This is a genomic window from Bacillus sp. AMCV2 (assembly GCF_056033925.1).
Genome location: NZ_JBVYIB010000002.1, coordinates 3,725,007 through 3,736,895, shown reverse-complemented (window position 1 = coordinate 3,736,895; position 11,889 = coordinate 3,725,007). Strand labels below are relative to the sequence as shown.

The 11,889-nt window shown below is 45.2% G+C and carries 11 protein-coding genes and 1 pseudogene; 9 read left to right on the top strand and 3 right to left on the bottom strand.

What is annotated here, in order from left to right; translation table 11 throughout:
* From bacC to bacF, 4 genes are read left to right on the top strand one after another with little or no spacing between them, the layout of a single operon-like run.
* Positions 1-762: a dihydroanticapsin 7-dehydrogenase gene (gene bacC, locus AC0OMA_RS19285; RefSeq protein WP_322839986.1), complete on the top strand. Its 762-nt coding sequence runs from the start codon at positions 1-3 to the stop codon at positions 760-762.
* An 18-nt stretch (positions 763-780) separates the two neighbouring features.
* Complete coding sequence (bacD, locus tag AC0OMA_RS19280; RefSeq protein WP_063334837.1) at positions 781-2,199, top strand: alanine--anticapsin ligase; 1,419 nt, start codon at positions 781-783, stop codon at positions 2,197-2,199.
* The gene (gene bacE / locus AC0OMA_RS19275; RefSeq protein ID WP_014481236.1) at positions 2,196-3,380 is read left to right on the top strand and encodes a bacilysin exporter BacE; all 1,185 of its coding nucleotides are present in this window, start codon (positions 2,196-2,198) and stop codon (positions 3,378-3,380) included. The genes bacD and bacE overlap by 4 nt, the downstream gene beginning before the upstream one ends.
* Positions 3,381-4,580 (top strand): transaminase BacF, encoded by a 1,200-nt coding sequence (gene bacF / locus AC0OMA_RS19270; RefSeq protein WP_173614351.1) that lies wholly within the window; start codon positions 3,381-3,383, stop codon positions 4,578-4,580.
* A 14-nt stretch (positions 4,581-4,594) separates the two neighbouring features.
* Here bacF and bacG read toward each other — a convergent pair whose 3' ends face one another.
* Together bacG and hemQ are read right to left on the bottom strand one after the other, a co-directional pair.
* Positions 4,595-5,374: an NADPH-dependent reductase BacG gene (gene bacG / locus AC0OMA_RS19265; RefSeq protein WP_029726228.1), complete on the bottom strand. Its 780-nt coding sequence runs from the start codon at positions 5,372-5,374 to the stop codon at positions 4,595-4,597.
* A gap of 132 nt (positions 5,375-5,506) precedes the next feature.
* A complete protein-coding gene (gene hemQ / locus AC0OMA_RS19260; protein ID WP_003227507.1) occupies positions 5,507-6,271 on the bottom strand; it encodes a hydrogen peroxide-dependent heme synthase in 765 nt (254 codons plus the stop codon).
* 269 nt (positions 6,272-6,540) lie between these two features.
* Between hemQ and pta the strand changes: the two genes are divergently transcribed.
* The 4 genes from pta to AC0OMA_RS19240 all read left to right on the top strand — a co-directional run bounded on the left by pta (position 6,541) and on the right by AC0OMA_RS19240 (position 10,508).
* Positions 6,541-7,512 (top strand): phosphate acetyltransferase, encoded by a 972-nt coding sequence (gene pta / locus AC0OMA_RS19255; RefSeq protein ID WP_003235941.1) that lies wholly within the window; start codon positions 6,541-6,543, stop codon positions 7,510-7,512.
* A 145-nt stretch (positions 7,513-7,657) separates the two neighbouring features.
* Positions 7,658-8,557 (top strand): cysJI operon transcriptional regulator CysL, encoded by a 900-nt coding sequence (cysL, locus tag AC0OMA_RS19250; RefSeq protein ID WP_014481233.1) that lies wholly within the window; start codon positions 7,658-7,660, stop codon positions 8,555-8,557.
* A 48-nt stretch (positions 8,558-8,605) separates the two neighbouring features.
* Positions 8,606-9,451, top strand: coding sequence for an octanoyl-[GcvH]:protein N-octanoyltransferase (gene ywfL, locus AC0OMA_RS19245; protein ID WP_015483847.1), 846 nt, complete (start codon positions 8,606-8,608; stop codon positions 9,449-9,451).
* 166 nt (positions 9,452-9,617) lie between these two features.
* Positions 9,618-10,508 (top strand): carboxylate/amino acid/amine transporter, encoded by an 891-nt coding sequence (locus tag AC0OMA_RS19240; RefSeq protein WP_015384949.1) that lies wholly within the window; start codon positions 9,618-9,620, stop codon positions 10,506-10,508.
* 143 nt (positions 10,509-10,651) lie between these two features.
* On the opposite strand, the pseudogene rsfA reads toward AC0OMA_RS19240, so the two are convergent.
* A pseudogene (rsfA, locus tag AC0OMA_RS19235) lies at positions 10,652-11,429 on the bottom strand (prespore-specific transcription regulator RsfA).
* A gap of 213 nt (positions 11,430-11,642) precedes the next feature.
* Here rsfA and AC0OMA_RS19230 point away from each other — a divergent pair.
* Entirely contained in the window at positions 11,643-11,867 is a 225-nt protein-coding gene (locus tag AC0OMA_RS19230; RefSeq protein WP_003222050.1) for a YuzB family protein, read from the top strand.
* Positions 11,868-11,889: the final 22 nt, after the last annotated feature.

Sequence of the window (11,889 nt, the reverse complement as noted above, 5' to 3'; positions counted from 1 at the left end):
ATGAACCTCACCGATAAAACCGTCCTCATAACAGGAGGCGCATCAGGCATTGGTTATGCTGCGGTTCAGGCTTTTTTGGGCCAGCAGGCCAATGTGGTTGTGGCGGATATTGACGAGAAGCAGGGAGAAGCAATGGTACGAAAAGAAAATAATGACAGGCTGCACTTTGTGCAAACGGACATCACAGACGAAGCTGCCTGTCAGTATGCTGTTGAATCGGCGGTTCATACATTTGGCGGGCTGGATGTATTGATTAATAATGCAGGCATCGAAATCGTGGCACCTATTCATGAGATGGAGCTCAACGATTGGAACAAGGTGCTGCAAGTCAATTTGACCGGCATGTTTTTAATGAGCAAACATGCACTCAAGCATATGCTCGTCGCCGGCAAGGGCAACATTATTAATACGTGCTCTGTCGGCGGACTCGTGGCATGGCCTGATATTCCTGCCTATAACGCCAGCAAAGGCGGGGTTTTGCAGCTGACTAAATCAATGGCCGTTGATTATGCGAAACATCAAATTCGTGTGAACTGCGTATGCCCGGGGATCATCGACACACCGCTGAATGAAAAATCATTCCTTGAAAATAATGAAGGCACACTTGAAGAGATCAAAAAAGAAAAGGCGAAGGTAAATCCGCTGCTGAGGCTTGGGAAACCTGAAGAAATCGCAAACGTGATGCTGTTTTTAGCCTCGGATTTATCAAGCTATATGACCGGAAGCGCCATCACCGCAGACGGAGGATACACCGCACAATAGAGAAGGAGTGTTTTACATATGGAGAGAAAAACAGTATTGGTCATCGCTGATCTTGGAGGCTGCCCGCCGCACATGTTTTATAAAAGCGCTGCTGAAAAATATAACCTGGTCAGCTTTATTCCAAGACCTTTTGCAATTACAGCCTCCCATGCAGCATTGATTGAAAAATACTCGGTCGCGGTCATAAAAGATACAGACTATTTTAAGAGTTTAGCTGATTTTGAGCATCCTGACTCCATTTATTGGGCGCATGAGGATCATGACAAGCCTGAGGAAGAGGTCGTCGAGCAAATCGTCAAGGTTGCCGAAATGTTTGGGGCGGATGCCATCACAACAAACAATGAATTATTCATTGCTCCGATGGCGAAAGCCTGTGAACGTCTGGGCCTGAGAGGTGCCGGCGTGCAGGCAGCCGAAAATGCCAGAGATAAAAATAAAATGAGGGACGCTTTTAATAAGGCCGGAGTCAAATCGATCAAAAACAAACGAGTCACAACTCTTGAAGATTTCCGTGCTGCTCTTGAAGAGATCGGCACACCTCTTATCTTAAAGCCTACATACTTAGCGAGTTCAATCGGTGTAACGCTGATTACGGACACTGAGACGGCAGAAGATGAATTTAACAGAGTCAATGACTATCTGAAATCAATTAACGTGCCAAAGGCGGTTACGTATGAAGCGCCGTTTATCGCTGAAGAATTTTTACAGGGTGAGTACGGAGACTGGTATCAAACAGAAGGGTACTCCGACTATATCAGTATAGAAGGCATCATGGCTGACGGTGAGTATTTCCCGATCGCCATTCATGATAAAACGCCGCAAATCGGGTTTACAGAGACATCCCACATTACGCCGTCCATTCTGGATGAAGAGGCAAAAAAGAAAATTGTCGAAGCTGCCAAAAAGGCAAATGAAGGGCTTGGCCTGCAAAATTGCGCAACACATACAGAGATCAAGCTAATGAAAAACAGAGAACCGGGTTTAATAGAATCAGCAGCCAGATTTGCCGGCTGGAATATGATTCCTAACATTAAAAAGGTTTTCGGCCTTGATATGGCGCAATTATTATTAGATGTCCTCTGTTTCGGAAAAGACGCCGATCTGCCGGACGGATTATTGGATCAAGAGCCTTATTATGTTGCCGACTGCCATTTGTACCCGCAGCATTTCAAACAAAATGGCCAGATTCCAGAAACTGCTGAGGATTTGGTCATTGAAGCGATCGATCTGCCTGACGGGCTTTTAAAAGGGGATACTGAAATCGTTTCTTTTTCGGCCGCAGCACCAGGCACTTCAGTTGATTTGACATTGTTTGAAGCTTTCAATTCCATTGCTGCATTTGAACTGAAAGGCAGTAATTCACAGGATGTGGCTGAATCAATCAGACAAATTCAGCAGCATGCGAAGCTGACGGCAAAGTATGTGCTGCCAGTATGAAACAGCTGAAACCCAACTCTAAATACTTGCTTTACGGGCAGGCGCTATCGTTCATGGGAGACTATTGTGTTCTCCCTGCCCTGCTCATTTTATCTACATATTATCACGATTATTGGGTGACGTCCGGGGTCATCGTGGTCAGAAGCATTCCGATGGTGTTTCAGCCGTTTTTGGGGGTTCTGGTCGACCGGTTAGACAGAATTAAGATCATGCTGTGGACGGATATCATCAGAGGTATCATCTTTTTGGGGCTCACATTTCTTCCAAAAGGCGAGTATCCGCTGATTTTTCTGGCCCTGCTGTTTATTTCTTATGGAAGCGGCGTGTTTTTTAATCCCGCCCGTCTCGCTGTCATGTCGTCCTTGGAATCAGATATTAAAAGCATCAACACGTTATTTGCAAAAGCGACAACCATCTCTATTATCGTTGGGGCGGCTGCCGGAGGGCTCTTTCTGTTAGGCGGATCTGTAGAGCTGGCTGTTGCCTTTAACGGTGTGACATACCTGGTTTCGGCATTTTTTATCAGCCGTATCAAGCTGCAATTTGTGCCGATTCAATCTGAAAACATAAAAGAGGCCTTTCAGTCTTTTAAGGAAGGGCTCAAGGAAATCAAAACCAATGCATTCGTTTTAAACGCCATGTTTACGATGATTACAATGGCTTTGCTGTGGGGAGTCGTGTACAGCTATTTTCCGATTGTCAGCCGCTTTCTGGGTGACGGGGAAATCGGCAACTTTATCCTCACATTCTGCATCGGCTTCGGCGGGTTCATCGGAGCGGCGCTTGTCAGCAAATGGGGCTTTAACAACAATAGAGGCCTTACGTACTTTACCGTTTTATCCATTGTCTCACTGGCGCTGTTTTTATTCACGCCGATTTTCGCTGTTTCTGTCATCGCGGCGATCCTCTTTTTCATCGCGATGGAATACGGGGAAGTGCTTGCAAAAGTGAAGGTTCAGGAAAATGCGGCAAACCAGATTCAAGGGCGCATTTTTTCAGTGGCCGAAGCGTCTATCGGATTATGCATTTCTATTGGTTCAATGTTCATTAACATCCTAAGCGCTCCGGTCATTATGGGGCTGATTGTCGTGATCGTATGCGGTTTGTTTCTGCATACGAAGCTCGTCAACAAATCGTTTTTGGAACGGGATAACAAAACGGAGCAAAAAGGAGTCTTTTAGATGGAAATAACACCGTCCGATGTCATCAAGACACTTCCAAGGCAGGAGTTTTCTCTCGTTTTTCAAAAGGTAAAGGAATTGGAAAAAACGGGGGCCCACATCATTAATCTCGGACAGGGGAACCCTGACCTTCCCACTCCGCCGCATATTGTGGAGGCTTTGCGGGAGGCTTCTCTGAATCCTTCGTTTCATGGATACGGCCCTTTCAGGGGCTATCCTTTTTTAAAGGAAGCGATCGCTGCTTTCTATAAAAGGGAATACGGAGTGACAATCAATCCTGAAACGGAGGTCGCGCTTTTCGGAGGCGGGAAAGCAGGCTTGTATGTGCTGACACAATGCCTGCTCAATCCGGGAGACATCGCTTTAGTCCCGAATCCAGGCTACCCTGAATATTTATCAGGGATTACGATGGCGCGAGCTGAGCTTTACGAAATGCCGCTGTATGAAGAAAATGGCTATCTGCCGGATTTTGAAAAGATTGATCCTGCCGTGCTGGAAAAAGCGAAGCTTATGTTTTTAAACTATCCGAACAACCCCACTGGAGCTGTGGCTGATGCGGCTTTTTATGCAAGAGCTGCTGCTTTTGCGAAAGAGCATAACATCCATTTGATTCATGATTTTGCATACGGAGCGTTTGAATTCGATCAAAAACCGGCCAGCTTTCTTGAGGCAGAGGATGCCAAAATTGTCGGAGCAGAGCTTTATTCATTTTCAAAAACATTTAACATGGCCGGCTGGAGAATGGCGTTTGCGGTTGGGAACGAAAAGATCATTCAGGCCGTCAATGAATTTCAGGATCATGTATTTGTCGGCATGTTCGGCGGGCTGCAGCAGGCAGCGAGTGCGGCGCTTTCTGGAGATCCGGAGCATACGGAATCGTTGAAACGAATTTATAAGGAACGAATTGACTTTTTTACGGCGCTTTGCGAAAAGGAACTGGGCTGGAAGATGGAAAAGCCAAAAGGAACCTTTTACGTATGGGCTGAAATTCCAAATACGTTTGAGACATCTCACCAATTTTCCGATTACTTGCTGGAGCATGCCCATGTCGTAGTCACACCGGGCGAAATTTTTGGAAGCAACGGAAAAAGACATGTCAGAATATCAATGGTGTCGAAGCAGGAGGATCTGAGGGAATTTGTCATGCGGATTCAAAAGCTGAACCTGCCGTTCGGGTCATTACAAGAAACATCCCGCTAAAAGCGGGATGTTTTTTATATGCTTTTCATGCTGCCGCCGTCAGCGGAAATTTGCTGTCCCGTGATGTAGGAGGCTTCCTCAGAGGCAAGAAACGCAGCGAGCGCTGCGGTTTCTTCGGCTGATCCGACCCGTTTCATCGGAATCCCGGAAGCAATCTGTTCCTCTGCTTTCTGTTTGGATATGCTGTTCTTTTTCATCACATTTTCCACAAATTGATGATAACGGTCTGTAGCGATAAAACCAGGATTCAGACAGTTGACAGTAATGTTGTGAGGAGCAAGCTGGATGGAAATATTTTTACTGGCGTTAATTAAAGCGGCATTCATCATACTGTTTGTGAACATGTTGGCGCCGGGTTCCTTCCACAGATTTCCGACAATGTTGATGATTCTGCCAAACTCGTTTTGTTTCATCAGTGAGGAAGCACGCTTGATTGCGTCAATATAGGCAACGGTCTTTTGAGTGAACGTGGCCGTCATATCGTCTATATTGCAGTTATCAAATGTATCAGGCGCGCCGCCCGGGATATTATTAATCAGAACATCAAGCCGTCCGCATTGAGATTCGATTTCCTGAAAAATGCCCGCTCTCGTATGCCGGTCAGACATATCTCCCGCAAGGACAATGACGCTCGCCTCAGGATGCTTGGCCAAAATGTCTTCTTTGACAGATTCAATATTATCCAAATTTCGCGAATTAATGACGAGGGAAAAATGCTGGTCTGCTAATTTCAGAGCGATTGCTTTCCCGATCCCTTGACTGGCTCCCATAACAAATGCGGTTCGTTTTGACAAATAACTGCACCCCTTCGAAAAAATTGGATTATTATCTACATCGTAAGAAAAAACGAAGAAAATAGCAAATTTTATTTAAATTCTGATAAATGGGATTTGAAAAACTCCCGCCGGATAGGGCGGGAGGGGATATTATACATATAGGAATTGAGGAAGTGTATCAAGCGAAAGGTGATTGCCGACAAAGAATGAACCAAATTCGCCATAGCGAGCGCTGACTTCGTCAAAACGCATTTCATACACTAACTTCTTGAATTGAAGGACATCATCGCTGAATAATGTAACGCCCCACTCGTAATCGTCAAAGCCGACAGAGCCGGTGATGATCTGTTTGACTTTGCCCGCATAGCTGCGGCCGATTAAACCGTGGCTTCTCATCAAGTTTCTGCGTTCTTCCATTGAAAGCATGTACCAGTTGTCATTGCCGGATCTTCTTTTATCCATTGGATAGAAGCATACATATTTTGATTCGGGCAGTTCAGGGTAAAGGCGAGCGCGCACATGCGGATTTTCATAAGGATCGCCGTCACCGCTTGCCAAGTAGTTGCTCAGCTCTACCACTGAAACGTAGGAGTATGCCGGAATGGTGAACTCAGCAAGTCTTGATTTGTTGAATTCAAGCTCAATTTGATTTAATTCTTCCATTGTAGGACGAAGGATCATCAGCATAAAATCAGCTTTTTGGCCGACGATGCTGTAAAGAGTTTGCGATCCTTTTCCTTCTTTTTGGGCTACGCCCCATTTTTCAAGCAACCCGGTGAATTCATGTATGATAGATTGGCGCTCATCACTGGACAGCAGCTTCCAGGAAGTCCAATCCATTGTGCGGAAATCATGAAGCGCATACCAGCCGTCAAGCGTTTTTGCCGCTTCATTTGTCATTTGCTGTTCACTCATTTATCTTCACTCCCATTATCTTTTCATGATTGCCTTCACTATACCATAGTTTATCCGATTCTACTGTGGAGAAACCTTGAACATCCCTTCCGTATAACTCCATCAAAATAGAAGAACCTATAAGGGAAGATTGAGTCACTTAAATTAGTTAGAAAAATAAGATTTTTTTATGAAAGCGCTATAATGAAAGTTGGCTGTTTGAATTTGATTGGAAGAAGAGTATGCTAGTAAAAGAAAGCGTTTTTGTAACTTTTTGAGGAGGTTTTATTGTGGCAGATTTATTTTCAACAGTGCAAGAAAAAGTAGCTGGAAAAGACGTTAAAATTGTATTTCCTGAAGGCTTAGACGAGCGTATTTTAGAAGCGGTCAGCAAGCTTGCAGGAAACAAAGTGCTGAATCCGATTGTGATCGGCAATGAAAATGAGATCCAAGCAAAAGCAAAAGAATTGAACCTTACGCTGGATGGCGTTAAGATTTATGATCCTCATACATATGAAGGCATGGAAGACCTTGTACAAGCATTCGTAGAACGCCGTAAAGGCAAAGCGACAGAAGAACAGGCTCGAAAAGCGTTATTAGACGAGAACTACTTCGGTACAATGCTGGTGTATAAAGGCCTTGCAGACGGACTCGTAAGCGGAGCTGCTCACTCGACAGCTGACACTGTCCGCCCGGCTCTTCAAATCATCAAAACAAAAGAAGGCGTGAAAAAGACTTCAGGCGTGTTCATCATGGCTCGCGGAGAAGAGCAATACGTATTCGCAGATTGCGCGATCAACATTGCGCCTGACAGCCAAGACCTTGCCGAGATTGCGATCGAAAGTGCCAATACGGCAAAAATGTTCGACATTGAGCCTCGCGTGGCAATGCTCAGCTTCTCTACAAAAGGCTCAGCAAAATCTGATGAAACAGAAAAAGTAGCGGATGCAGTGAAAATCGCGAAAGAAAAAGCGCCTGAACTGACACTTGACGGCGAATTCCAATTTGATGCTGCATTTGTTCCATCTGTAGCTGAGAAAAAAGCGCCGGATTCCGAGATCAAAGGGGACGCTAACGTATTCGTATTCCCAAGCCTTGAAGCAGGAAACATCGGCTATAAAATCGCTCAGCGTTTGGGCAACTTTGAAGCGGTAGGACCAATCCTGCAAGGTTTAAATATGCCTGTAAACGACCTTTCAAGAGGATGTAACGCTGAAGATGTTTACAATCTCGCATTAATTACAGCGGCGCAAGCACTGTAATAAAAATGAAGACGATGGCAGCTCTCGACCGAGGGCTGCCTTTTTTGCGCTTCCGTATAGCCTTCTTTACCAAGACGGATGATATGAGTACAATAAAGAAAACTAATCATAACCATATATTTCATTAATGACAGGGGTGGGGTTTTTGTATTACGACGTGCTGAAAACGTTTATAGCGGTGGTAGAAGAAAAAAACTTCACAAAAGCGGCAGAAAAGCTGATGATCTCCCAGCCCAGCGTCAGTCTGCATATCAAAAATCTTGAGAAAGAATTTCAAACGGCTCTTCTGAACAGGTCGCCAAAACACTTTACGACAACGCCGACAGGAGACATTTTATATCAAAGAGCAAAGCAAATGGTGTTTCTCTACGAACAAGCCAAGGCTGAAATCTATGCGCATCATCACTATGTGAAGGGCGAATTGAAAATAGCTGCAAGCTTTACAATCGGTGAGTATATTCTTCCGCCGCTATTGGCCCAGCTGCAAAAGCTGTATCCAGAGCTGAATCTAGATGTCATGATTGGCAATACAGAGGAGGTCAGCGAGCGTGTGCGGATGCTTCAGGCTGATATCGGGCTGATTGAAGGACATACAAACGAGAATGAGCTGGAAATTGAACCGTTCATGGAGGATGAAATGTGCATTGCCGCTCCAAATCAGCATCCGCTCGCCGGGCGGAAAGAGATTTCGATCAGCGATTTGCAGAACGAAGCGTGGGTGACAAGAGAGAAAGGCTCCGGGACGAGAGAATATCTCGATCATGTACTCAGTTCAAATGGACTTCGGCCGAAATCAATGTTCACCATCAGCAGCAATCAAGGTGTAAAGGAAGCGGTGATCAACGGCATGGGACTTTCGGTTCTATCCAGAAGCGTGCTGCATAAGGATTTGATCCACCGCGAAATTTCAATTCTGCATATTAAAGATTTCTCGTTAAAGCGCAAGCTGTCTTACATTCATTCTCCTCTCATGGAGAATACAAAAAATAAAGAAATTTTTATTACGATGCTGAAAAGCAATTATCAATCACAGCTGCTGAAATGATATAATAGTTTTCGTTCAATAAGCCTAACATGAAAGGGTTTTACATAGATGGCAAACCAACCGATTGATTTACTGATGCAGCCGAAATGGAGAGTCATTGACCAATCCAGCCTCGGCCCTTTATTTGATGCGAAGCAATCCTTCGCAATGGATGATACGCTGTGCATGTCCGTCGGAAAAGGCGTGTCGCCGGCGACAGCGCGCTCATGGGTGCACCACGATACAATTGTCCTTGGAATACAGGATACACGCCTCCCGTTTTTGCAGGATGGCATCTCCTTGCTGGAGAGTGAAGGATACCGTGTGATCGTACGCAATTCCGGCGGTCTTGCCGTCGTATTGGATGACGGTGTTTTAAATATCTCTCTCATATTCGAGGACGAAAAGAAAGGCATCGATATAGACAAAGGATATGAAGCGATGGTTGAGCTGATGAGGCGAATGCTGAGACCGTACAACGCAAAGATCGAAGCCTATGAAATTGAAGGGTCTTATTGTCCCGGCAGCTATGACCTCAGTATAAATGGCAAAAAGTTCGCCGGCATCTCTCAGAGACGCGTTCGCGGCGGAGTCGCTGTTCAAATTTATCTCTGTGCGGATAAAAGCGGCAGTGAAAGGGCCGACTTGATCAGACGATTCTATCAAGCGGCGCTGAAAGACAAACAAAACGATAAAAAAGGCGTCTATCCGGAAATACGTCCGGAAACGATGGCGTCCTTAAGTGAGCTTCTGCAAAAAGACATCTCCGTACAAGACTTAATGTTCGCTTTATTGACGGAATTAAAAGTGTTAAGCACCCATCTTTATTCAGCTGGACTGTCCATTGATGAGGAAATGGAATTTGAGAAAAACCTCGTGCGGATGGCTGAGCGGAATGCAAAGGTATTTGGGTGAACGTTCTTCGCATGCCGGCTGTATATGCCGGCATGCATTTTTTATTTCAAGCGGCATTTACCCCAATAATCTTATTTTCAGATAAATCCTTCTTACATAAAGATAACCACGACAAAAAGAAAAACGATAAAATGACATCAGCATCCATATTAAAGGGGAGAGGCAGATGAAGGGGAATATTTACAGCCTTTTTGTATTGATTGCGGCTTTTTTCTGGGGGACGACGGGAACCGTTCAGGCGTTGGCTCCAGAAAGCGCCACACCGCTGGCATTTGGAGCGTTCAGGTTATTAATAGGAGGAAGCGCCATGCTGCTTGCGGTTTGGATCAGCCGGGAGCTTCACGTGAAAAATTGGTCATGGCCGCTCGTATTTTTAGCCGCTGTTTGTATGGCGTGTTACCAGCCGCTGTTTTTCACAGCTGTTAAAGAAACGGGAATTGCGGTGGGAACTGTGATTGCCATCGGCAGTGCGCCTATCATTGCCGGGACCCTCGAGTGGGCCGTATTGAAGAAACGCCCGCGAAACTCCTGGTGGATTGCGACTGTGCTGGCTTTAGCGGGTTGCTGGCTTCTGTTTTCCGACAGTTCCAATGTTCGGATTGATGTGGCTGGTGTTCTTATGGCGCTTGGAGCTGGTGCTTCTTTTGCGGGCTATACGCTCATCAGTAAAGCGATGATGATAACCCAGCCTCCGCGAGCGACCTCCGCTGTTGTCTTTATGATCAGCGCCATCTTGCTGACGCCGCTACTATGGCAGTCAGATATCTCGTGGATATTGACCCCTAGAGGACTGGGAACAAGCCTTTACATCGGGTTAATTGCAACATGCTCCGCATACTTTTTGTTTGCGAAAGGGCTTACAGGGGTTCCGGCTTCGGCGGCGGTCACGCTGTCTTTAGCTGAACCGCTGACGGCTTCATTGCTTGGCGTGTTTTTCATAGGGGAAATGCTTTCGCCTTCCTCGTGGCTGGGCATTGCGCTTATGATGCTGGGTCTTTTGGTCATTTCTGCTGCGCCTCGGAAACAAAAAACGGCCGAGGCAGCTCACATGTCTTAATAGATTCACATAAGCTTGGCCTCATTTTACAAGAATAGCTGATCCGGCTGCAAAATGAGGGAATTCTCTTTTCTCAATAGAAAAGGGAATTTTGCACATGGCGAAAATCCCAAAACAGCTGCCCGTTTTGGGATTTTTCTATGTCATTCCGCTAATTTTTCTAAATTGCCGTTCCGGTCCATTTTGAAGGACGGAGAGGCATGTTCATCTTCTTCAAATAAAACTAGCTTTCTGGCTCTGTTCATAATTTTCACCAAGGTTTCATAATCTTCTTGGATCGTTTTTTGGTCTTTTTCAAGCTTTTGAACTTCTGCCTCAAGCTGCTCTGTTTTGTTTTGCAATTCCTGATTTTCTTTCTTTAAACGCTCGTTTTCCATTTTTAATGCTGATGATTGCTCGTTATTGCCTTCGTAATTCTGAAGGAAGCGGATCACATCATTCATCGTCATCTCAGGCGCAGCTGCAGGCGTTTGAGGAGACAATAAGTGTGATAGACTAGCTAACTCTTCCTTAAAGCTCTCATCAACAAAAGGCATATGTTCGCCAGACATTAAAGGTTGCTCATTTTCGACAGATGGTGTTTCCGTTTTAACCGGCTCTTCTGCAGCGGTTTCTTGAGTGATTTCAGGATCAACGGCAGGAGGCTGATATAATAATCTTTTTTTTCGCAGGCTGCCCGTTTCCGAGCGCTCTCATCCGCTGCTTTCGTTGTTTCTTCGCAAGCTGAAGCGCTTTTTCATATTGATGGCGGACCACTGCGTTCCATCTGAATCCGCAGGCTGCGGATGTCCGGTTTAATTTATCGCCGACTTCTTCAAAGGCGTTCAGCTGAGTGCTGCCCTCCCTCACATGCCGAAGCACTGTTTCGGCTAAAAGCAGATCGTTTTCCTCTGACCAAGCGTCTTGTCGCTGTTTTGTCATTTATCTCAACTCCCATTTTTCTTTTCATGGTATTAGAATGTCCAGGTTGGAAAATATTTATACAAATTGGCTGAAAGAATAGGAGATACGAAGGATGGAGCGGCTTGCAGGAACAGTCGAATCCTTGTAAAATGAAGAGTGATGTGATTTTTTTTTAAAACGATTTTAGGTTATTCACATAGATGAACATAGAAATGAAGGGAAGCGTACGTCATGGCTAATGAATTTCGAGTGTGTGATGATTGCCAAGCCACTAATATCAAAACATTGCTGCCGCGTTTGAAAGAAGTGGACCCGGACGCAAAGGTTGAGGTAGGATGCCAATCTTATTGCGGGCCCGGACGGAAAAAATCATTTGCTTTTGTGAACAATCGCCCGCTGTCAGCTCCGACAGAGGATGAGCTGATTGACAAAGTAAAAAAGAAAATAAAAAAGTAAACATATTTTTTCTTAGCCTCGG